The organism is Porphyrobacter sp. AAP60 (assembly GCF_001296025.1).
Taxonomy (GTDB): domain Bacteria; phylum Pseudomonadota; class Alphaproteobacteria; order Sphingomonadales; family Sphingomonadaceae; genus Erythrobacter.
This window is the reverse complement of the sequence record NZ_LJHV01000007.1, coordinates 39,181-59,998: the sequence shown is the minus strand read 5'-3', so window position 1 is coordinate 59,998 and position 20,818 is coordinate 39,181. Positions and strand designations below refer to the sequence as shown.

20 protein-coding genes are annotated in these 20,818 nt (G+C 59.7%); 7 read left to right on the top strand and 13 right to left on the bottom strand.

Annotation, left to right across the window (positions count from 1 at the left end):
* From IP79_RS15655 to IP79_RS15425, 3 genes are all read left to right on the top strand, one after another.
* Positions 1–388: hypothetical protein (locus IP79_RS15655; protein WP_197273755.1), on the top strand; the 388-nt coding region annotated here is incomplete at its 5' end.
* A 430-nt stretch (positions 389–818) separates the two neighbouring features.
* Entirely contained in the window at positions 819–3,710 is a 2,892-nt protein-coding gene (locus IP79_RS06020; RefSeq protein ID WP_054118383.1) for a M16 family metallopeptidase, read from the top strand.
* A gap of 174 nt (positions 3,711–3,884) precedes the next feature.
* Positions 3,885–4,037 (top strand): hypothetical protein, encoded by a 153-nt coding sequence (locus IP79_RS15425; protein ID WP_156318145.1) that lies wholly within the window; start codon positions 3,885–3,887, stop codon positions 4,035–4,037.
* A gap of 799 nt (positions 4,038–4,836) precedes the next feature.
* Here the strand turns inward: IP79_RS15425 and IP79_RS06010 are convergent.
* The gene (locus tag IP79_RS06010) at positions 4,837–5,523 is read right to left on the bottom strand and encodes a hypothetical protein (RefSeq protein ID WP_156318143.1); all 687 of its coding nucleotides are present in this window, start codon (positions 5,521–5,523) and stop codon (positions 4,837–4,839) included.
* 73 nt (positions 5,524–5,596) lie between these two features.
* Positions 5,597–6,667 (bottom strand): amidohydrolase family protein, encoded by a 1,071-nt coding sequence (locus tag IP79_RS06005; RefSeq protein ID WP_082337046.1) that lies wholly within the window; start codon positions 6,665–6,667, stop codon positions 5,597–5,599.
* Positions 6,668–6,730: 63 nt separating this feature from the next.
* Here IP79_RS06005 and IP79_RS06000 point away from each other — a divergent pair, with 63 nt between their 5' ends.
* Positions 6,731–7,606 (top strand): helix-turn-helix domain-containing protein, encoded by an 876-nt coding sequence (locus tag IP79_RS06000; RefSeq protein ID WP_082337045.1) that lies wholly within the window; start codon positions 6,731–6,733, stop codon positions 7,604–7,606.
* Positions 7,607–8,421: 815 nt separating this feature from the next.
* Here the strand turns inward: IP79_RS06000 and IP79_RS05995 are convergent.
* Genes IP79_RS05995 through IP79_RS05985 form a run of 3 tightly spaced genes read right to left on the bottom strand, consistent with a single transcriptional unit; the run spans position 8,422 to position 10,170 of the window.
* Complete coding sequence (locus tag IP79_RS05995) at positions 8,422–8,634, bottom strand: DUF2805 domain-containing protein (protein ID WP_054118378.1); 213 nt, start codon at positions 8,632–8,634, stop codon at positions 8,422–8,424.
* Between the two features lie 31 nt (positions 8,635–8,665).
* The gene (locus IP79_RS05990) at positions 8,666–9,301 is read right to left on the bottom strand and encodes a methyltransferase domain-containing protein (protein ID WP_054118377.1); all 636 of its coding nucleotides are present in this window, start codon (positions 9,299–9,301) and stop codon (positions 8,666–8,668) included.
* Positions 9,298–10,170 (bottom strand): ABC transporter substrate-binding protein, encoded by an 873-nt coding sequence (locus IP79_RS05985; protein ID WP_054118376.1) that lies wholly within the window; start codon positions 10,168–10,170, stop codon positions 9,298–9,300. Before IP79_RS05985 ends, IP79_RS05990 begins: the two co-directional genes overlap by 4 nt.
* 186 nt (positions 10,171–10,356) lie before the next feature.
* Here IP79_RS05985 and IP79_RS05980 point away from each other — a divergent pair, with 186 nt between their 5' ends.
* Positions 10,357–11,631, top strand: coding sequence for an Hsp70 family protein (locus tag IP79_RS05980; RefSeq protein ID WP_054118375.1), 1,275 nt, complete (start codon positions 10,357–10,359; stop codon positions 11,629–11,631).
* 88 nt (positions 11,632–11,719) lie between these two features.
* Here IP79_RS05980 and IP79_RS05975 read toward each other — a convergent pair whose 3' ends face one another.
* Positions 11,720–12,205: an RES family NAD+ phosphorylase gene (locus IP79_RS05975; RefSeq protein ID WP_054118374.1), complete on the bottom strand. Its 486-nt coding sequence runs from the start codon at positions 12,203–12,205 to the stop codon at positions 11,720–11,722.
* Positions 12,202–12,726 (bottom strand): antitoxin Xre/MbcA/ParS toxin-binding domain-containing protein, encoded by a 525-nt coding sequence (gene parS / locus IP79_RS05970; protein ID WP_197273754.1) that lies wholly within the window; start codon positions 12,724–12,726, stop codon positions 12,202–12,204. The genes IP79_RS05975 and parS overlap by 4 nt, the downstream gene beginning before the upstream one ends.
* A gap of 151 nt (positions 12,727–12,877) precedes the next feature.
* On the opposite strand from parS, the gene IP79_RS05965 reads away from it, so the two are divergent.
* Positions 12,878–13,627, top strand: a complete 750-nt coding sequence (locus IP79_RS05965; RefSeq protein WP_054118373.1) for an NYN domain-containing protein — start codon at positions 12,878–12,880, stop codon at positions 13,625–13,627.
* 639 nt (positions 13,628–14,266) lie between these two features.
* Here IP79_RS05965 and IP79_RS05960 read toward each other — a convergent pair.
* The 6 genes from IP79_RS05960 to IP79_RS05935 all read right to left on the bottom strand — a co-directional run bounded on the left by IP79_RS05960 (position 14,267) and on the right by IP79_RS05935 (position 19,778).
* Entirely contained in the window at positions 14,267–15,076 is an 810-nt protein-coding gene (locus tag IP79_RS05960; RefSeq protein ID WP_054118372.1) for a hypothetical protein, read from the bottom strand.
* 353 nt (positions 15,077–15,429) lie between these two features.
* Positions 15,430–16,275: a hypothetical protein gene (locus IP79_RS05955; RefSeq protein ID WP_054118371.1), complete on the bottom strand. Its 846-nt coding sequence runs from the start codon at positions 16,273–16,275 to the stop codon at positions 15,430–15,432.
* A gap of 159 nt (positions 16,276–16,434) precedes the next feature.
* A complete protein-coding gene (locus IP79_RS05950) occupies positions 16,435–17,004 on the bottom strand; it encodes a cyclin-dependent kinase inhibitor 3 family protein (protein ID WP_054118370.1) in 570 nt (189 codons plus the stop codon).
* A 193-nt stretch (positions 17,005–17,197) separates the two neighbouring features.
* Entirely contained in the window at positions 17,198–18,130 is a 933-nt protein-coding gene (locus IP79_RS05945) for an ADP-ribosylglycohydrolase family protein (RefSeq protein WP_054118369.1), read from the bottom strand.
* Between the two features lie 103 nt (positions 18,131–18,233).
* Positions 18,234–19,163: an AbaSI family restriction endonuclease gene (locus IP79_RS05940; protein WP_054118368.1), complete on the bottom strand. Its 930-nt coding sequence runs from the start codon at positions 19,161–19,163 to the stop codon at positions 18,234–18,236.
* A gap of 156 nt (positions 19,164–19,319) precedes the next feature.
* The gene (locus IP79_RS05935; protein ID WP_054118367.1) at positions 19,320–19,778 is read right to left on the bottom strand and encodes a YbjN domain-containing protein; all 459 of its coding nucleotides are present in this window, start codon (positions 19,776–19,778) and stop codon (positions 19,320–19,322) included.
* Between the two features lie 315 nt (positions 19,779–20,093).
* Between IP79_RS05935 and IP79_RS05930 the strand changes: the two genes are divergently transcribed.
* Positions 20,094–20,795 carry a HEPN domain-containing protein gene (locus tag IP79_RS05930; protein WP_054118366.1) on the top strand — a complete coding sequence of 234 codons (702 nt, stop codon included), beginning with the start codon at positions 20,094–20,096 and terminating at the stop codon, positions 20,793–20,795.
* Positions 20,796–20,818: the final 23 nt, after the last annotated feature.

The following is a 20,818-nucleotide window of genomic DNA, read 5'->3' as shown; positions in this document are numbered from 1 at the left end:
ACTGGAATACGCTGCAGTTGAAATCCACACCAGCGTCGACGGTCGCAAGGGTGTGGTCCTGACCGGGGTCAGCCGCGCCGCCGAACGCCAGGTGATGCAGGCTATCGCCGAAATTCTCGGACCGGTGCGGAACCCGCGCTATCTGCTGGTGCGCCGCTCTTGGCTGGGGCTGCGAAGGCGTATCGATTACCACGCGGTCCCGGCGGCATTGGGGGCCCGTAAGGAATTCGCCGAGCGCTTCGCGGAGCTTTGGCTGGAGCGAATTGGCTGTTCCGATCTCGTTTTCGCTCGGACCGCAGAAAGCCGCCTGCTTATCCTGCAAGCGCGAGCGTCGTCTTTTGCAGCCGGATTTCAGCGAAACGTCGACCGCCGCTCGGTATGGCTCTGATCTGGCGAGCTACACTGAACTTCGGCAGATGATAATCAGGCAACGAGCCAAGGCAGAAAACCACCCACGATCGGTCATGAGCCAGACCGGTGCGCGGCCCCGAAAGCCGCCGGGCAGATTCAACGGGTTTTGTGCCAGCAGCGGAAATTCTGAAAGCGACCCCGTAACGGTCATTAGGTTCTGACGACGATTTCGATCCTGTCGGGAGTTAGCTTCAGCAGCCGACCGAGCGTCAGCCTCCCCAACCCCGCCGTTTGACGCCCTTTCGGAACGAGCGACGGCACGACTATGGCCAATCGGCAACAGGTTAGCGCGGGTGCGGAGAAGCCATGGCATGGCCGATTGCCAGGCCCTTCGCCCGATGCTTATTGTCAACCCCGACGCCGCGATTCTGCTGCGATTTCATTGCCTTTGCTTGGGGAGAGATTTCATGGCCCGCACCACTATTCTTTCGCTTCGTGCCGTATCCTGCCTTGCCATCGCAGCCAGTCTGGCGCTCGCCGCGCCACCAGCCGTGCTGGCTCAGGATGCGCCCCCCCCGAGCGCTCCGGCCCCTGCCGCGCCGGTTGGCGGCGTCCCGGCCTGGGAGATCACCAGCCCCGATTTTCCCGCCGATGCCGCTGTCACCTTCGGCCGCCTCTCCAACGGGATGCGTTATGCCCTGATGCGCAACACCAACCCCCAGGGTGAGGCCGCAGTGCGCTTCGCCGTCGCGGTCGGCGCGCGCGAGGAAACCGATGCCGAAAACGGTGCAGCGCACTTTGTCGAGCACATGGCCTTCAACGGCTCCACCAACATCCCCGAAGGCCAGATGCTGCCGATGCTTGAGCGGCTTGGGCTGGCATTCGGCGCTGACACCAATGCCACCACCAGCTTTGAATTCACCACCTACCAGCTGCAGCTGCCGCGCACCAATGACGAGACGGTCGACACTGCACTGAAAGTGATCCGCGAAATGGCGGGCGAGCTGACCTTCGATCCCGCCGCCGTCGATCGCGAGCGCGGCATCATGCTGAGCGAGGCGCAGGTGCGCAACGATCCGGGCCGGCGGCGCGGGACCGATTATCTCCAGGCAGCACTGCCGGGATCACGGTTGGGCAACCGGGTGCGCGCCGATGAAGAACGCATCCGCAACATCACGGCCGCGGAGCTCAAGGCCTTCTACGATGGCTACTACCGCCCCGAGCGCGCGACGCTGGTGATCGTCGGCGATTTCGATGTCGCCGCGATGGAAGCCAAGATCAAGGCGGCCTTTTCCGACTGGCAGGGCGAGGGTGCGGCGCGCGAGCGCTATCAGAGCCCGATCCCCGATGGCACGGGGGCGCCAGCCATTGCCGCCTTCGTCGATCCCGCCGTCCCCGAGATCATCGAGTTGCAGCGCATTTCGGCGTGGGAGCCGGCGGCCAACACTGTCGAGGACGCGCGCGCCGATGTGCTGCGCGCGATTGCCGGAGCGGCGCTGACCAATCGCATTTCTGCTCTCTCGCGCGCGGCGGATGCGCCTACGGTGTTAGCACAGGCGGGCCAGCAGCCAGTGTATGGCAGCGCAGAATCCTTCGGCCTGCTGGTCGTCGCAAAGGATGGGAAATGGCGTGAGGCGCTCGCCTTGGCTGAACAGGAACTGCGCCGGGCAAATGAATACGGCTTCACCGCGTCTGAAATCGCCGAGGCCAAGGCCAATATCGAAACCGCGCTCGCCAATGCCGCGGCCCAGGCCGCCGGGCGCAACAGCGCCGAGATTGCCGAAGGGCTGGTGGATGCCAGCCTGCGCGATGCGGTGTGGACCTCGCCCGCGCTCGATCTCGCATTCTACCGCGCCATCGCCCCCTCGCTGACGCCCGAGACCGTCAGCGAAGCCTTCGGCGCTGCCTGGCAGGGTGGGCCGACGGTGGTGCACGTATCGACCAAGCAGCCGGTTGATGGCGGCACGCAGGCTATCGCCGCCGCGCTTACGCAAAGCGCCGCTGTCGCTGTGACCGCGCCGGCCGAGGCGGCCGAGGTGCAATTCGCCTATAGCGAGTGGGGCCAGCCCGGCACGGTGGTAGAGGACAAGACTATCGCCGATCTCGGCATCCGCACGGTGCGCTTTGCCAACGGCCTCCAGCTCAATCTCAAGACGACCACGTTCGAGCCGGGCAAGGTCGCCTTCGAACTGCGCATCGGCGACGGCTTGGCGAGCTTCCCCAAGGACCGGCAGGGCCTGCGCGAGATGCTCCCCACGGTCGCCAGTATCGATGGCTTTGAAAAGCATGATATTGACGAATTGCGCCGCGTGTTGGCGGGCAAGGCGGTCGGCATCGGCCTCGGCGCCGAGGAAGATGCGTTGGTGGCGGAAGGTCAGACCACGCCGACCGATCTCAAACTGCAGCTCGATCTGCTCGGCGCGCGGCTGACCGCGACCGGCTGGCGGCCTGAAACTGCGGCCCAATGGGCCGGGGTTGCGCCGATCGTGGTGCAGAATATCCGTTCCGGCCCTGTGCCAGTGCTCTCGGTGGCGCTGGGCGCGGTGCTGGCCGATGGTGACGCGCGCTTCGGCCTCGGCGATGTCAGCCAGATCGGTCAGGTCACGGTCGATGACCTGAAGGCCGTGGTCGCGCGGCAATTGGCCAGCGGAGCGCTGTCGCTCGGTCTGGTCGGCGACTTCGATCCTGACGCGGCGATTGCCGAGGTCGCGGCGACGCTGGGCGCGCTGCCGGCCCGCCCGGTTCGCAGCGAGGCGCTGGATGGCGCCGCACCGGTCGCCTTTGTCACTGATCGCACCACGCGGGTGCTGACCCACACGGGCGCTGCCGATCAGGGCGCGCTGGCGCTCGCCTGGCCCACCACCGACGGCCGCGACCAGAGCGACGATTACACCCGCGATCTGCTCGCCGCCGTGATGAACCTGCGCCTGACCGAGAAGCTGCGCGAGGAGCTGGGCGCGACCTATTCGCCGCAAGCGCTCAGCTATTCGCCGCTCACCTACGACGGATTCGGCTATATCGTGGCGATCGCCACTCTGCCGTCTGAAGGGATGGACGACACCGCTGCGGCAATCCGCGCCATCGCGCAGGAACTGGCAGCCGCGCCCCCCTCGGCAGATCTGGTCGAACGGGCGCGCAACCCGATCCGCGCGAGCTTCGAGCGGGGCGAGACGCAAAACCAGGGCTGGGTCAGCATCGTCGCGGCAGCGCAAAGCGATCCGGTGCTGCTTGAGCGGCGGCGCAAGCGCACTGCCACCCTCGACGCGATCACCTCGGCCGATCTGCAGGCCGCCGCGCAGCGCTATCTGGCGGGGGCCACCCCGATCGAGCTGCGCGTCGTCCCCGAAGCGAAGCCCTGATCGGGGCGCGGGCCAAATTACAGGGGCGGCGCGGTGAAGATCCACGGGCAACGACGGCTTTACCGCGTCTGCAATGCCGAGGTTGTCGTCGACAACGCCTTCAGCTGATGGGGTTGGGCGCAGGAGCGCTGGCAAATCAATGGCGAGGCCATACGGGCGACCAGCGGGTGGTGGGTGTTCCGCCGCTCATTCGACGAACCGTGGCTCACCCCGCTGGGCGACGGCATCCTCGCTGTGGAAATGCGCGCGAAGGCGACCCATGTGGTGTGCCGCGTGCTACTGGACGGTGTCGTGCTCGAACACGACGCCCTGTTCGAGGCCAGCTGACAGGGCCGTGGCCGCTGGCCCGAGGCGGACGCTTGGAGCGAGGTGCGCCGCTTTGCGGTCTTCGATGGGCTGTCACTGGGCTCGCGGCGCCGGGGGCAGACGGCCTCAGGTGCCTAACAATTGAGCGTGACCGGGTCAAAACACGCGTTGGAGCAGGGCCATTCGGGATGTCGTCAATGATGCAGCGCACGAGGAAGCATATCAACTTTCGCATTGCGCCGCTCGCATGCTGGCGTTGCTCCAGAGCAGACCTTCTGATCTCCATCCATCAATGGTCATAAGCGGCGCCACGGTTCGATCCCAAAAGCGGCGTGGCGGCTTTGCCTCGCTTCTGAAAAATCCCTGCCATTCAGGAAACGACCCCATTCTCGACGTAGCATGGGCCGTTTGATTCAGGTTCCCACATTGCTACGTTGCAGGAATGCTGCTGAACTTTTTGCAAGGCGTTGCATTCGTGGTCTTCACCGCGAGTCTCACGCTCGCCCTGACCTTTTTATTCAGATTGCTACCGGGGATAGGGAAGGTCAGCCTTCTCGGGATTGACCTTGCCTTCATTTTGGGCCTGTGGACTGCCTTGCCGCTCGCTCAGGCATTGTTCCGAAGAATACCTTGGCTTCGTTTCCGTGGTCTTTAGCAGTGCCTAACACGGCAAGCTTAAGGTCCTTCGCGCAGAAGGATTTAGCGCAAGGGTAATTGCAAACGCTGAGCCGAACATGCCGGTCTATTTTGTGACAACCGACGCGATGCTGGGCACTGCGGTAAACTTCAGGCCTCCTGTATCGCAGATGCCATCGCCGAATTAGGGCACGACTGCTTCCGGCTGCACGAGTTCGCAGAAGCTGACATTTTCTGGGTTGGTCCATGCCTCTTGCATCAGCGCACCCTGGAACCAGCCATATTGCATGGAATCGAGCGTTTCGTAATTGTCGTTGAAGAAGGCACGCGGATCCTGCCCGTCCGGGACCGGATTGGGGAGTCGGCCAAGAAAGCCCGTGAAGGCATCGATCCGCGCCGGGAGCGCGCCTCCGGTCGTCTCATGGATACGCCAGAAAGCGATTGCGATGCGGTTCGCCTCGAGCTCGCTTTCCCAACGGTCGAGACCAGCGAGGCGCCCCGACACATGCTGCGCCCAGTGCCCAAGCTCGTGCGGAACGAGCAAGCTGTTGAACACATCGACAAATAACGTTTGGCTGTCCTCCATGCCTGCGGCTTCGGCCCAACCAGTCATTAGCCCCTGAAGCTCAGGCGGCAATTCGCTGTAACGGCTCACACGCACGGTGCGGTCACTCGGCTCATAAGAAATCAGCGCCGGGTGAGTTTCGACTTTTAGATTAGGTAGGAAACTGGGTCGAGCGCCGCATCTGTTGTAGGCCGCAGCGAAATTTGCGCCGATCAGTTGAACGTCGCTGGCCAGCGCATCAATGGGTGCGACAGGCTGCATCATCGACATGGTCAGCGACATAAAGCCCGCTGTCACGATAGCCATACTCTACTCCAATGCTCATTATCAGGAAGGGTTCGAGAGGGTTACAGCGATCACCAGGCCCGTCGCGGCAAATTCATTTTTGGCCCTGATGGTGCGACTGGATGCGATCTTCGTCAAAGCGAAGGAAACGCGCGGCGTTGTCGTAAAAGATCGCGCGCTTATGGGCTTCGTCGAGAAAGGGCGCTTCCTCGACAACCTGGATCGCCCGCTCCTGCATTTCCGGAGCAAAGAACATGTCCGAGCCGAACATCACACGGTCGATGAATCCGGCGTCGACGATCGCCTGAAGGTAACGATAGAAGGACGGCTTGGGGAAACCGACCGCGATTGCCCCGATGTCGACGTGTATTTGCGGATGTGTGTAGAGGGTGACCAGCAGATCATCGAGCATCGGCCAGCCCGCATGCATCAACCAAACGCGGAGCTTGGGGTGTCGCATCACCACTTCCTCCATGGCAAGGGGGCTATGCAGCCGCCCACGATACTGCGGAAAGGCGAAATAGGGGGCACCTGGAGGGCCGGTGCCGACATGGATGCCGACCGGCACGTCCAGCTCTTCGGCTAGTGCCCATAGAGGCTCGAGCGAAGGATCGTCCGGTGCGACCCCTTCATATTGCGTGGCCACTTCGGCGATCACGTCCAGTTCGCCCGCAGCATGCCGCCTGCGCAATTCCGCGATGACCTCCGGCTTTCGGACGTCCATCGACGACGGGATGCCCTTGAGCCACCGGCCAGGCGCGCGCGCAGTCCATTCGGCAATGAGGCCAGCGTCTCCGCCGACCACGGAGATAACGTTGCGCCGCTCCATGATCGCGAGCAACTGCAGGGTCTGCTCGGCATCGTCGGCCGGCATCGTCACGAGGTTCTCGCAATCCGGCTTGGTCATCCACTCCATAACTGCTGCCGGCGCCTCCGCGCCCGAATTTGCGACCGGCATGACTTCATACGGCGCACAAAAGACAGAAGGTCCAGCTAGTGCGACAGGTTCGGCATGGACATGCATGTCGATGATCGGAGGCGGCGTTTGAGCGTGGGCAAAGTATGGCATCCCCGCCAGCAAAATCGAGCTCAGAAGCCTGTTCGCAAACACACATGCCATTATGCCCTCGCTGGTTGGAGTGATGTCGGGCTCCTTGTAATTCATCACGGGCTGCGCGTATTTGGGAATCGTGCTTTTCTGACTCTCCGCATTTGAGGAACGTCCGACATGCTGACAGCTACTCCCGCCTCAGCATTGCGCCGCATTCCTCAGGAAATGCAGGATGCGGTTTTGCATCGCGGCCAGTGGTCGCTTTGCGCGATGGAGCATTCCTTGATCGGAGCGGTCCATCTGACCGACCCCGGTGCGCCGTTTCATCACTTCGGACTTTGCATGGGAAGTGCCCCGGTCCGTGCGGGAATGTCCGGTGATGGCCGCCCGCTCGGCGCGGCTCTCGCCCGGGGTGATATGGCAGTGATCGAGGCCGGTGTGGGCGGAACGTCCTGGTGGGACACACCGTTCGAATCGGCCTGTTTTTACTTCACTGACGAATCATTAGCTCTCGCTCTCGGACGCGATGTCGATCCGGGCGGGCACCTGGTGCGCAGTGCAATGGGTTTTCGGTCATCAAATATCAGGCGGTTGCTCGAAACACTCCAGGCCGATGCTGCAGCAGGCCAGCCACATGGTGCGCTGGTGGGCGATGCGGTGTTCGTGGCACTGGCGTCTGCACTTGTGGTGCCCGAACACGACTGGGCGTGTCGGGCTCAGCCCGGAACACCAGACTGGAGGGTTCGGCGAGCATTAGAATATATCCATGCCCATCTGACCGAGCCGATGACCATTCCGGAAATTGCCGCGGCGGCCGGAACTAGCCCGTTTCATCTCAACCGTCAGTTTCGCGTTGTCATGGGCACATCGCTCTGGCGCTACATCCTGCATGAGCGCGCGCGCGTGGCATTCGACTTGATGCAGGATTCCGGTTTGAGTCTCACAGTCGTATCTGCCGCTGCCGGGTTTGAAACCTATACAAGCTTCATTGACGCGACCCGAAGTAGGTTTGGTCTTTTGCCTTCCAAATTGCGTCGCACTCTGGGGCTGTGATCACGCCCTTGATTACCAGTCTGGAATGGCTGCACGCGGGTTCTTCGCTGAAGTCTAGCGGTAAGGTGGACCCTAAAGCCATGATGCGACTGCACGCTCATAAAGTGGCTGGTTTCGAAAATAGCGGCCACTCGCGCCGGCTCAACAGAATGGCGCATTGTGGGTCGCGAACGGCCGGAAGGTCATGAGACAAAGCCGCTGTTCCGAAGTCGCCCGCCTATTGGCAGGGTTCGCCAAAAGCCCGCAATCCGGATTTACTCGACCTGCCGGAGATGACGAAAGAGAAGCTACGCTAAAGGTGCTCGAAATAGGAAGATCAACCCGCTCACATTGGAGGCCAAGGTGCCATAGTGAGATAGGTGACCGGAGCTAATCCCCCCCTCGCTATTTGCGGGCCCGCTGAGGTGGCGGGCATATCGGGTCTTGCGCGCGAAGCGTATACGCGCTGACAAGAGCGAGCCCTGCCCCAAAGGCGAGGTCAGAGGGGGCGCGAAGGGACGAGTTGACGATACCTCTCCAACAAACTCTCCCCCAGATAATCCGAGAAACTATTTCAAAAAATCAATAGGGTGCAAGACTATGCGCAACGCTTGATTAATAGCAACAGACCAACTCAAGATCGCAACTATAGCTACGTGCCGCCATTCGACTCTCCCCCCACATCGGTCAGCCGCAACGGGTCGAGCTTCACCTGTAATCCGACGGGCAGTTCACCGGCTCTTCGTCGTAATCCGCCTGGGGCCGAGGATCTGGCTGGGATGCGACGCCATGAGCATTGATCTGCCTCCAAACACGATCGTCACTTCTCACAGTGGTCATTTGTAAGTCTCGCGGCGGTCCGAAAAGGCGCGCACACGCCGGCGCCACGCCCGGTAACTGCCCGGCTTCAAGGTTTTGCGCATGACTTCGCGCACCTCATCCGCGCTCAGGCCATACAGGGCCTCAATGCTGGCAAAGCTTGCTGAATCGCTCAACGCCATTTCAACGATCTCACTTAAGGTGGCATCGTCCAGATTGTGTTTCGGCATCGGTCTTCCCGAAGGTTGGATTGCGCAAGGGTCAGGGCTGCGGTGTCAGGCCGATGACAGCGACCAGGGGATCTCCCGCCGCGCCATCCGCCAGCAAGTTGGCGCTAATATTCACAAACCCGGCGCGCTCCAGATAGAGCTTTACCAAGGCGGCCTGCCCGCCCGTGTCTAGCGCCTGCCAGATCGCCACCGCCTTGGTCGGGAAGCAGCGATTGGAAAAGCTGATAATGAACGGAGCGCCCGGTGCCAGCACACGCCGCACCTCTGTGAATACCGCCAGCGGCTGCTGGAGATATTGCACGCCCACGCAGGCCATTGCCGCATCGAACGCCTGATCGCCAAGCGGGAGCAGCGACTTCTGGTTGAGGTTCTGCACGAACCACCGCGTCAGGCGCGGGTTCGCTTCCAGTTCGACGGCATTCATGCCGTGGCCGACGACCTCGACGTAGCCCTGATCATCGGGCAGATGGCTGACGCAGCTCGACATCAAATCCAGCAGACTACCGCCAGCGGGAAGTAGCTTGCGATAGAGATGCGTCAATGCGGCAACCGCGCCCTCATCAATATGCGTGACCAGCCGGGGCGGGGCGTAGAAGTCCAGATCATCGCCCATATCCTGCTTGGCAAACGCCTCGGGCGGGCATTCGGGGAAGGGATGATCGCTCATGCGAATATCGCTTCGAATGTCGCTTCATCCACCACATCGCCGCCCCGGCTGTGCAGGTAACGCCACATCGGCCGCCACATGTCAGCACTCCGGCGCACCGGCGCAAGGAAGCGGGGCAGGGAGGCCTCTACAATCGCATCGGCCTCTGCATCCGGCTCCGTGCCGCTGGCGCGATACCAGAGCGCGCGAGCGGCAGCCGGGTCGGCGCACAGACCGGGCGTCACCGCATTCAGCGTGGCCACCAAGCCTGCGATAGACGCCCGCACATCCTGAGGCGCATCGCTCGCGCCGATCAGTTCCAGCGCCGAGAAATTGGGAATACCCGCCTCCGCGGTAGTGATCATCTGCGTATTCATTCCGCGCACCTGCGCCGAGACGCCTTCGACATTGGCAAACGCCAGCCACGCTCCGTCAAAGCCAGCGGCAAGATTATCGACATGGCTGAAGCCAGCGGCTTCGATTATGACCTGGCCGCTGCCGAGCACCGCGCCGCGCCCTGCCATCCACCCGCGCAGGATGTCGACACACAGGCTGTCGGTTGTCGGATTGGAAACGGGCGATGCAATACGCACCGGAGCGCCCTTGATCAGCTGCTTCAGCGCGGCGCGATGCATCAGCACGCCGCCCTCGGTCGCAAAGAAACAGCCATGTGATGTCAGCGCTAGCTCACGCTGCTCCACAAGGTGAAGCGGTTCATTGACCACCAGATCAACGGCGCCCTCAGCCAGCGCTGCAAACCCATCATAGTGATCGTCAGGGATCACCAGCTCGATATTCCAGCCATCGGCCTGCAACCGTTCACTTGCGGCCAGCAAGGGCAGGTGATCGGGGTTGAGGAACCATTCGAGAGCGATGCGCAGATGTGTCATGGCCGATTGGGTCGCAGGCGGTTGCGGACTAGTCAAACGCCGTTTGCTCCCAGCAGGCGACAAAATGCTTTTGGAATGCGGGTTCTATCGGTGACGCGCTGCTTGCAACTTTTGCGGGCGGCCTTAGGGCGCGCGAACGCAATTGGCCGGTAGCCCCGAGAGCCCAACCTGCAAACGGAGTTCGACATGACCGAGGCTATCGGCCTGGATTTCGGCACGACCAACACCGTCGCCGCACTGGTGGACGGCGCGGGCGGGTCCGAACTGATCGAATTCCAGAGTGCACAATCGAGCGGGGCGACATTCCGCTCCGCATTGTGCTTCTGGGAGGATGGCGGGGTTGCCAGTGAGGCCGGCCCATGGGCCATCGAGGAATACCTTGAGAGCCCCTCCGACTGCCGCTTCGTCCAGTCCTTCAAGTCTGTGGTGGCGAGCCCGTCCTTTGAACGCGCTCTCATCTTCAACCGTCCATACCGGTTCGAGGATATGGGCCAACTGTTTCTGCGCAAACTGGTGGCCCATGCGGGCGGGAAGCTGGATGATCGCCCAAGGCGCGTGATCGTGGGGCGCCCGGTCGAATATGCTGGCGCCCAGCCTGACAGCGATCTCGCGCGCGAGCGTTACCGGGCGATGTTCAGCGAGTTTGGCGTTGAAGTCCACTACGTCTACGAGCCTCTGGGTGCTGCGTTCAGCTATGCGACTCGGCTGACCGAGCCTGCCACGGTTCTGGTTGCCGATTTCGGTGGCGGGACCACAGACTTCTCGATCGTCCGGATTGCAGAACCCGGCGCGGCGCAACGCTGCACCCCGCTGGCCTCGTCCGGGATCGGGATTGCAGGTGATCGCTTCGACCAGCGGATTGTCGACCGGCTGGTGCTGCCGATGCTGGGGAAGGGCGGCAAATACCGGTCGTTCGACAAACTGTTAGATATTCCGAACGGCTGGTTCGCGGACTTCTCCGACTGGTCGCGGCTCGCTTTGATGCGCAACCGCCGGACGCTTGAGGAACTGCGGCGCCTACAGCGTAACGCCGTGGATCCGGCGGCAATCGAGCGGCTGATCGCGCTGATCGAACATGAGCAAGGCTATCCGCTCTATGCAGCGGTCGGACAATTGAAGCGGGCGCTGTCGGACGCGGAAAGCGCGCAATTCCGGTTCGACGGGGGAGGGCTCGAAATCGCTGTTGAGGTAGAGCGCGCTGCTTTTGAGGGTTGGATTGCCCCTGACCTTGCCCGCATCGAGCAAGCTCTCGATCATGCGCTTGTTCGGGCCGGTGTCGCGGCGGAGCAGATTGACCGCGTGTTTCTGACCGGCGGCTCATCCCTGATTCCTGCTGTGCGCCGTCTGTTCGATCGGCGCTTCGGGACCGACCGGATTGCCTCGGGCGGGGAACTCACATCGATTGCGCACGGGCTTGCCATGATCGGCGCGCTGCCCGATCCAGACCGTTGGGCAGCATAGCCGCCTTGCCCGCCATCTTGGCGCGGTTGGATCGGGCGCAAATGCGGGAACCGCTCTTCGCTTTGGCTCGGAAAGTGTGGTGCAGCCGTTACAAGCTCCGAACGGTGCGCGGGTCGTAGAGCCATTTGCGAACTTTCCGCGCGGTGACCTTCACGATGTCAGGATGTCGCGGATTGATGAGCACGTTGCTTTCCTCCGGCACGATGACAGAAGGCACCCGCAGCAACAGGCTGGCATTTGACCGCGCCCAGCGCGTGCCGAGGTCCGATGACGTCTTGCTGGCTGGCTCGGCATCCCATCCAACCGGGGCAGAGGTCGAGTCGATCAATTCGGCTGCATTCCAGACCGCGCCGGGGATGGTGATCTCGATAAGGTAGCGATTGAGCGGCAGGCCGCCCGCGTTGAGATGGACGATCGTCTCAAGCGCTGCCAGCGCGCGGTTGGCCGAGGTATAGACCACCGGCGTGCCCTTGTCGTTCCAGCGCCCGCCGGTGATCTCGGCCCCCTTGCCGCTGAGGTCATCGGCCTCGTAATCCCGGGTGTCCGACGCAATCCGCCAGACTGATATGCTCATGCATAGGCTCCGGTCTGGATCCGGGCGAGGGCCTCGGACACCATCGATTGCCCCTCCATTGTATCGAGCAGCGCCATCGGGAGCGTGCCGCCGAGCGCAGGCAGCGGCTCGCGCAGCCAGCGCGACAGCCATTCGGGGGCATCGAAATCCTCGGGTTCGCCGGACTCGGCAATGATCGCCTCGACCTGCCCGATCAGACGCGCCACGCCGAGCAGACGTTCGCTTTCATCACTGGCGAGCTGCTCGCTCTGCGTGATCTTGCGGTTCACGGTGGCGGTCTTGAGGCCGAGCGCCTGATAGAGCACCTTCTGCTCGACCCCAAGCGCCTGAACCAGCCGCTTGGCCTCGATCGCCGGCACACCATCGCGGATCATGGCAATGCGCGCTTGCGGGGAGGCGGCGAAGATTTCGCTATAAGTTTTGCCTACTTTGCCCGTTACAGATTTGCCTGCGGTTGTGGCCTTCGGCTTACCGCGGCTGGTCATGGGCTTGTCGGTGTAGGTGGCAGAGGTGGCCATCATTGCTCCTTTGAGCATTTAAATAGTTCATTTGAGCGAGAAGAGCAATGAGAAGCTGGCTGGTCGCTCCCGTCAGTGATTTGCGATGGCGAGCGACCATTTGCCGCCTTGTTCGTCGAAACAAGACGTTAGGACAAATGGGTGATAAAGCGGCATGGCTACAGAACTTGATCGTCCTCAGCGGCTCGCAATCCTTATCGACGCGGACAATGCGTCGCCGCGAGCGGCGGCGGCGATCTTCGAGGAGATTGCGACGATCGGGGAGGCGAGTGCCCGGCGCATTTATGGTGATTTTTCAGGCACACGCCTCAAGGGCTGGGCAGAAGTGCTGGCCACCTTTGCCATTATCCCGCAGCAGAATTTTGCCAATACGGTAGGCAAGAACGCTTCGGACATCGCGCTCGTCATCGACGCGATGGATCTGCTCCACAGTGGCCGCTTCGACGGGTTTTGCCTCGTGTCATCAGACAGCGACTTCACCCGGCTTGCCGCCCGGATCCGGGAGCAGGGTCTGGATGTCTATGGTTTCGGCGAGCAGAAAACCCCCGAGAGCTTCCGACGGGCATGCAAGCGCTTCATCTACACCGAGAACCTGCTTTCCCCTGCCGATAACGCGGCGCCTTCCGGAACAGGAGCGGATGAAACTGTATCGACTGGGGCGTCACCCAAGCAGCCGCCCGTTGCCGCTATACCACTGATCCAAACCGCGCTGAGCCAGATGGACGACGTGGATGGCTGGCACTTCCTTGGCGCTGTCGGTCAACGACTTGCAGCCCTGATGCCCGATTTTGACCCTCGCACCTACGGGTGTCCGAAGCTGCTGACGCTGATTGAGAAGTCGGGCGCTTTCGATGTCAGGCGGGAGAACCTGAAGGTATTTATCCGGAGCACTAACGCCGCGTGATCTTGCCACGCTTGGCTATATGATCTGGTGCCCGCTAAGGGTGAAGGAATGTGTGGGGCGAACGCTGGCGTCGTTCTTTATTTTGGTTTGTAAGACAGGATGCGGGTCCACTTTTCCGACCACCTCCAAAGCCTAGAAAACCGCGGATTGGAACATGCCCTTTGGGTCGGACTCAGACCAGGTGACATAGGACTTTGCCCCGGCCATGAAAAATTACTACCCTTCAGCAACCGACCCCGAAATAGACATATTACGAACTCTTAGTGGGTGACAGTCGGCACCGGATCCGTTGGTAGCTGATGCCAAGGCGCTTCCGGATGCGAGCTAGCCGGCTCCTCTTTCACCTTTCGCTCTCTCCAGACGGGCCCGCCTTACGCGACATGCCCAGTCTCTTACCCAAAGTCGGCTGTTAATCGGGAAGGCATTTTCTGTTCGGCGTCCCAACCAGCTATAACTTCCAAGTCTTGTATCGCAGGAACATCTACTCGGATTTCGATGGCTAGCGCTTTTCGACTCAAAAGAAGATAGCCAGGACCTTTTATCTCGCGCTTAATCGCTCGCTATCTTGGTCATGAGGAAAGCGGCAATTCGCTCTGCCGAATCTCATGAAAATTCCCTCTGCAGGGTTCCTGCTGATCTTCAACGAAGCCGATTAAGGCGCCTTTGAACATTGCTCAAATGCTCCGACGGGGTCATCCCTTCACATTCATTGATGCACCATGCAGCCTTATCCAGTGCAGTCTGATCGTGGTTCTCCTCAAACTGATCAAGGCAGGCCGCTGCGCGAGTAGTGAGCAATATTTTTCGTTCTTCCACGCTCAGGTCGTATGATCGGTCGTGTAGAAAGTCAGTGCGGAATATTGCTTCTTTGTGAAGGCCAGCTTTCCTGAGAGCTGGGACCAAATTGATCAGGACATCCACAAGGATCTTGGGATAAGCAGCGTCGGCCCAGTTGCCCATAATCTTTGCGAGGGCCTCCGCTCGGTCATATCTTGATATGACCGAAACGAGATTTCGTCTTCGCTCAAGGTGAGGGGGATCTTCGTCCTTGGTTGATGCGATGGCGTCAATTAGCGTATCTAAATCCCACGAGTTGATCTCACCCGCGAAGCCAAAGGCGGCGATGATTTCCCTACGCTGCCGCTCACTTTCGGCACGAAGATTCTGCTTTTTCTGGAATACGGGCGCAAGGCGAGGATCGAAATATACAAAACCGCCATTGAGGGCGAAGTTTCGCCGACGACCGCTCGTATCACGAACCGTCAACAAGTGAGAATCGCGATCACAGTGTAGGATCGTCACCGGATCTTCGGGATCCTGTCGGTAGAACCTGCAGCCTACAAGTGCATCGGCGAGTTCAGCGCCGATCTCTTCTGAAAGCCATGAAGCAACAGCTTCGCCCGAAATTTCTTCGCAGTCGCCGAGGCCGTCGGAGCCTGTCTCTTTCATCACTATCCCTGCTGCTAGCTTCGGCCGTCGAGCAATTCGCGGCACCCTCGTTCCATTATGACCCGCTAATGGTTGATGCTTGCCTCGCGTCAGGCAGGCAGAATTCCTGAATCTTACCCTTACGAAGGACGGACTTCGTCCGTTCACTTAGCCATTCATTCAACTGCGTCACCATGCTTCCAGAACGTAGGACATCTGTTGTCCGGTGGCTCAGACGCTTATGCGAAACTGATGGGTCCTGATCGTGGTGTAGAACTCGTCGATCACGGCGATTTTCGAGGCCATGGGGCGCCCGTTACATGACTTCGCTGATGTGGCGTGGACCTCATGGATAAGTGAAGCGGAGCCTCCCGTCAGTATCCATCCATGAAAAGAACCATTTCAACGCCTCGCACCGTCCAAGAGGAGCTTCCCCCGTCTCGGACGGGCATGGGGCCAAATTCCCGCTTGTAGTTAAGAACCGCAGCCATCTCACGAACAATTTGTGATGCGGCAAATTGGCAGCTCCATTTCCCATAACCCCACTTCCAGCCTCTCGATCGGAGATCCGAGATGTGCTGTGGGCGGCTTCCACCCCGGCCAGGAACGAGCCCGAGAGCCGACTTCAAGCCTGGCGCTAGCTGTTGGACGTGCCCGTGATCGAGTGTCGCTCGCTCGATTGCCCGTAGCAGGGAAATGGATACGCGACTGTCAAAGATAACGTGCGGGTTGGCCAGTCGTGAGGAGCAAACCGCTGCTAGCTTGGTCCACGCTGAGTCCAGAGGAGCTCCAAATTTGTTCTCGCCAGTCATAGCGGTCAACATGACGGCTCGGATGACGTCGATATCGGGGTTTCGATGTCCTTTCCCTCTGGAGACGCCGCCCCATTCAAAAAGCTTTTCGACCGCACCGGCAATTTGAACGGATTCATTGGGCGCCCAAGACGTTCCATTCTCAAGAACATCGACCGCAGCGCAAAGAATATCTTCAATCGGCAGCAGCGCTTTGAGGGTGCTGAACGGACCAGCCTTACGCCATTGGTAGGCAAGGAACCGGTCAGCCCAACTCGACGCTTCAGGGCCAGCCGCGCCCCGCTTCGGTTTGTAGGTGAAGCTCGTTGTCGCAAAGTGTTTCACCAATGCTTCGGCAAGGACGCGCGAGGCGGTTGGATCGATCGAATAGCCGGAAGGGCGGCTATTCGAAGCTTTATTATCTTGCATGGCAGCGGAAACTCTTCCCACGATTATTTGATTTCGGTGTGTGACAGCCAATAACGAAAAACATGGTCATGGTCGCAGATTGTCTAGCAGATTTGTAAAGCTCGTTCGTCGCTGTCAGCCACGAACAGCGCGAGCGGCGTTACGGCTCTGCTACGCTTGTCACCCCTTATGCACACCCCGAACTATGTCGTCGTGTCGCACTGCCCGGACGTGAGCTTCCTGCTCGAGGGTCTCGATTGCTCCAGGACGCACCTCTCTCAGCGAGGCAATCGCTGCTTCGGCCTCCCAGCCTAGTTCGACCAAGAGGCGGGCTGCGATCATTCCGGCACGGCCTAAACCGCCTTTGCAGTGAATCAGAATGTTTGCCCCTTCGCGGAGCAACGCGCGAAGCGATGGACTGGCATCGGTCCATTCCCGTTCAAAGTGATCGCAGGGGACGGACACGTCGGCAATCGGCAGATGCGCCCAAATGAGGTCGCGCGCGCCAAACGCTTCACCAAGGCCTGCGACACGCAGATCTATGAGCTCCTGCTGCGTTACCAAGGTGACAACGGCAGCAGCACCCCAAAATGTAATTGCATCGCAATCCAACTCGAGATCGCGCGTCCATGATCCAGAGAGTGCGTCAGACTGGTGCTTTCCCGGGCAGAATGTGATGCCGATTCGGCCCGAGCCGGAGAAGGGCACGATTTCCGCGATTAGTAGTGGGTGAGTGATGCTAGTCTTCATTCGCAACCTTCCTTCAATGCCGGTGGGGTTCCGTCGATGAAGGCGTCACCATTGGAAGCCAGCCGACGTTTGTGAAAAACGCTTCTGAGCTGCTTGGGTGATCGCGATAGAGAAATCGGCTTTTCCCTATACTCTGGCTGGCCCGGCGAACTGCGAAACAAGCCCGACGCCAAATTTGCAGGACTTACGTGGGTCACGAAATCTCCAGCAGCCGGTCGGCCGTGTCGATTAGCCGATCGCTCCAAGCGATCCTCTTAAGCCATTCGTAAGGGATCCCATCGATGCCGAAACGCCCGCCAGCGAGCTGTCCTGCAATTGCCGCCACCGTGTCGGCGTCATCGCCAAGATTGGCGGCGAGTAGGATGATCTCTCGAAAGTTCGTCGCGCGTGCATTGCACCACAAGGCAGCCTCAAGCGAATGAGCAACATAGCCGCTGCTGGAAATTTCCGAGCGCGACTTTTCTTGCCAGCTGCCGGCAATGATCGGGCCAATCGGGTCAGGATGATCGAGCGACTTTGCTTGTTCGATTGCGTCTCCGATATCTGCGCCCAAGATCACCGCACGCAAAATGACCGCCCATGCTTCGCAAGAATCAAGGCAGGCGGAGGCCGCGTGCGTCGTGGAACTCTGCAAACGCGCTTCATCGCGCATAGCCTGCGGATCACGCCAGGCGCCGCGGATCGCAATTGGCGCAAGCCGCATCAAAGAACCATTACCCGCTGATTGAGGATGCCTTGATCCAGCAATCGGGTCACCGGTTAGTTCAAACTGCGCCAATGCCGAGCTTGTCGCATGTCCAATATCGAAACAATCGCCGGTCGGACTGTATTCGCCGTCACGCCACCATAGGCAGAACCGCTGCATGAGATCATTCGGGTTCAAACCATCATGCGCGATGAGGCTATCAGCCAAAGCTAGCGCCATTGACGTGTCATCTGTCCAATAGCCGACGGGAAGATTGAACGGGCCGCCTCCGATCATGTCAGTTAGCAATGCTGTGCTGTCTCGCATGCTAAACTCAAGAGTGGTGCCAACTGCGTCGCCGATTGCAAGCCCGAGCAAGGCACCCCGCGCTCGGCAGCGAACGTCTGCCCACCCTGATGGAGGGGCTTTATCATTGATCATCTGTCCTCCTCCCCCTTCAACCTTCAAAGCGGGATGGTTCGTCGGAGTTAGGCCCATCTCACTGGCCGCTTCAAAGATGAACCGCGGCCGGCTTCACACGGAATCATGTTCGCCGTTGAGGCTGACGAACTTTGATCTCGTCCTGGACAAGGTTGAATTGAAGCACTTCGTCGGTCGAGTTTTGTAGATCGGGCTTGAACACGCCAACGTAGCGCAGCAGGTTGGCGCCGAGCGCATCCTTACCCTTAGCGAAAACTATGAACCTGCGATCTGGGTTCTTTTCGTAGTCGCGCCGTTGATCCTGAATCGATGACCGGCCCCGATCATCCATGGCCCGTTCGTAAATGACTTTCCCGCCATCAGTCAGTTCGTTCAGCCAGCAATCGTGGCGGTAAAGGCGCGGAAACCAAACTGTATCGCCGCTACCATCTGGGATTGTCCAAACCCCTCTTTGCAAATTGACCCCCGTGAAGCCGAAGCATCGCAATGCATCGACTTGGCGGCGAAAAAGCACGTTGTCGGCGACGCAAATGCTGCCTTTTTCAATGATCCGCTGTGGATCATAGCGCGACTCGAAATCCCAAGGTTCAAAGAGGCCTCGTGCAAGCTGCACCTGCTTCTCTGACCTGATAAAGTCGATTTCCACGTCTACTAAAGCCGCGACATCGGAATAATCCATGTGAGCGCCTTTGCCGTCAACAACTGGGATGCGCCGGACCTCGTGCCCAGTGATCTGGACGATGTCCTGCTCCCTCATCTCGTCATCTGGCACATAGGCAAGCCCAAGTTCACCTTCCGCATTTTTTTGAAAGTGGTGCCCCTCATCAACCTCGATATGAATGCCGAACTGAGGGAAATACAAATCAGTCAACGCTCTCTTGCCATTCGGCAATCTTACCAGCTGCTGAGTAACAATTTCAATTTCGGGATCGTCCAGTTTGTGAATTATTCTCGATATGACAAAGAGCTCCCAGCCTTTATGCGAGATTTTCCTCAAGCTTTTCAAAATAAAATTGGTCTTGTTTGTGGTCATTTTGGTCTCCCAATGTAATGTCTTTTTGGACTGCGATCGACGCAAGGCTGATCAATCGCCCTTCTGAAGCATGGGGTGTTGGATGGGTTTAGGTTAGCAAATGCTGCGAACACATAGGCTGCGGCGCTCAGCGAACGCTGTTCGTCCCTACGAGACCTAATTGAGCATTTTCGGTGCTGGCGGGGCTAGCGCGGCAATTTCCGGCTCATCAGGCCAGGGTTCAAACAGGTGGCCGTGTTCGTCTGAACTGATGGAAGAGCGGAAAATCTCTGCGAACATGCGGGCTATGCGAAGAAATTGCCTTTGGTCCAGCCCATCATGGATAGGCAGGGCATAGTGCCCATAAAGCCGGTTGCTCTGGTCGCCGACGAAGAATTGGAGCATAAGCAAGTCAGAGTTCAACGTGTTGATGCAGAGCAGCTGTTCAAGCTCGCTCGGCTCGTCCGTGAAATCCCAGTAGGTGGAAAAGATCAGGATCGGACGTTCGACGTCGAGCCGAATCCAAAAGTTGAACGCAAGGGCGGTGACATAGATATCGTTGTCACCGCGGACCTCATGATCAATGGCTGCATCGGCAAGGATGGCGCTCAAAAGGTCAGGATTGATTTGGTTCATTGGCGTCAATGGCAGTGCTCCTTTGTGCGTCAGGGCAAATGGCCTCTAGTAGTTAGCTGCGACAAATCTGGTCATGTCTTACGCATCGGTTGGGTTGGTATGGAGAGCGATTGCGTCCAATTGCGTCCAATTGGTTTGTGGCGGCTTACGCTGCTCAGGCACCGGCTTTTCCGCTTCACGGACCGATTTAGCTGTCCTTCTGATACGATGCCTTCGTGCTCATCTAATTGTATCGAAGTGAAAAATTAAGTCGATTTTCTTTTTGTGCCTGCCATGATGTTCGGCATTGCCGTATAACTCAGGGCCGGGACCAACATGACTGCAGATGATCCGCTTCACCCCCTCATCTTGAAGCACAAGCAGCGCGCCTTGCGTGACGGCTTCGCCTTGCCACTCACATTGCGCGTGCACCGCGCGCTGAGTTGGCTGCTTCGGGCACATCGCGAGGAAGAAGATTTCGACACGCGCTTCATCATGCTGTGGATCGGCTTCAACGCGGCATATGCTGGCAATCTTGAGCGCGCCTTGGACGACCAGGGGGGAGGGCGACGCCCAGAGGCTGCCAACGAGCGGGAGCGCTTCGACGGTTTCTTCCGCGATCTCGTGAGGCTCGATACGGACGGGCGGATCTACAAGGCGTTGTGGACGCGCTTTCCGCAGGAAATTCGCATTCTCCTCGACAACCGTTTCGTCTTCGCGCCGTTCTGGAAGCACCACGCGCGTTCGCCCGGCGGTGCAGGGTGGGAGATCACCTTCGAGGCAGCTAAGCGTGCGGCGAATTCCGCACTGGCGGCGGGCAATACCCCGGTGGTTCTCTCAATTCTGTTCGATCGGCTCTATGTCCTGCGCAACCAGTTGCTCCACGGCGGTGCGACTTGGAACAGCGCTGCAAACCGGGCGCAAGTTCGTGACGGGGCTGCGATCCTTGACCATCTGCTGCCGCTCTTTGTTGATTTGATGATGGACAACCCGGACGAGCACTGGGCGATGCCGATGTATCCGGTGATTGAAGAATGAGTGACCGTTATTGTCGTATCATG

What these genes read in the sequence shown, in the direction of transcription:
- IP79_RS06020 (WP_054118383.1), top strand. Translation starts at nt 819, where the DNA reads ATGGCCCGCACCACTATTCTTTCGCTTCGTGCCGTATCCTGCCTTGCC.
- IP79_RS06010 (WP_156318143.1), bottom strand. Translation starts at nt 5,523, where the DNA reads ATGGCTATCGTGACAGCGGGCTTTATGTCGCTGACCATGTCGATGATG.
- IP79_RS06005 (WP_082337046.1), bottom strand. Translation starts at nt 6,667, where the DNA reads ATGAATTACAAGGAGCCCGACATCACTCCAACCAGCGAGGGCATAATG.
- IP79_RS06000 (WP_082337045.1), top strand. Translation starts at nt 6,731, where the DNA reads ATGCTGACAGCTACTCCCGCCTCAGCATTGCGCCGCATTCCTCAGGAA.
- IP79_RS05995 (WP_054118378.1), bottom strand. Translation starts at nt 8,634, where the DNA reads ATGCCGAAACACAATCTGGACGATGCCACCTTAAGTGAGATCGTTGAA.
- IP79_RS05990 (WP_054118377.1), bottom strand. Translation starts at nt 9,301, where the DNA reads ATGAGCGATCATCCCTTCCCCGAATGCCCGCCCGAGGCGTTTGCCAAG.
- IP79_RS05985 (WP_054118376.1), bottom strand. Translation starts at nt 10,170, where the DNA reads ATGACACATCTGCGCATCGCTCTCGAATGGTTCCTCAACCCCGATCAC.
- IP79_RS05980 (WP_054118375.1), top strand. Translation starts at nt 10,357, where the DNA reads ATGACCGAGGCTATCGGCCTGGATTTCGGCACGACCAACACCGTCGCC.
- IP79_RS05975 (WP_054118374.1), bottom strand. Translation starts at nt 12,205, where the DNA reads ATGAGCATATCAGTCTGGCGGATTGCGTCGGACACCCGGGATTACGAG.
- parS (WP_197273754.1), bottom strand. Translation starts at nt 12,726, where the DNA reads ATGATGGCCACCTCTGCCACCTACACCGACAAGCCCATGACCAGCCGC.
- IP79_RS05965 (WP_054118373.1), top strand. Translation starts at nt 12,878, where the DNA reads ATGGCTACAGAACTTGATCGTCCTCAGCGGCTCGCAATCCTTATCGAC.
- IP79_RS05960 (WP_054118372.1), bottom strand. Translation starts at nt 15,076, where the DNA reads ATGAAAGAGACAGGCTCCGACGGCCTCGGCGACTGCGAAGAAATTTCG.
- IP79_RS05955 (WP_054118371.1), bottom strand. Translation starts at nt 16,275, where the DNA reads ATGCAAGATAATAAAGCTTCGAATAGCCGCCCTTCCGGCTATTCGATC.
- IP79_RS05950 (WP_054118370.1), bottom strand. Translation starts at nt 17,004, where the DNA reads ATGAAGACTAGCATCACTCACCCACTACTAATCGCGGAAATCGTGCCC.
- IP79_RS05945 (WP_054118369.1), bottom strand. Translation starts at nt 18,130, where the DNA reads ATGATCAATGATAAAGCCCCTCCATCAGGGTGGGCAGACGTTCGCTGC.
- IP79_RS05940 (WP_054118368.1), bottom strand. Translation starts at nt 19,163, where the DNA reads ATGACCACAAACAAGACCAATTTTATTTTGAAAAGCTTGAGGAAAATC.
- IP79_RS05935 (WP_054118367.1), bottom strand. Translation starts at nt 19,778, where the DNA reads ATGAACCAAATCAATCCTGACCTTTTGAGCGCCATCCTTGCCGATGCA.
- IP79_RS05930 (WP_054118366.1), top strand. Translation starts at nt 20,094, where the DNA reads ATGACTGCAGATGATCCGCTTCACCCCCTCATCTTGAAGCACAAGCAG.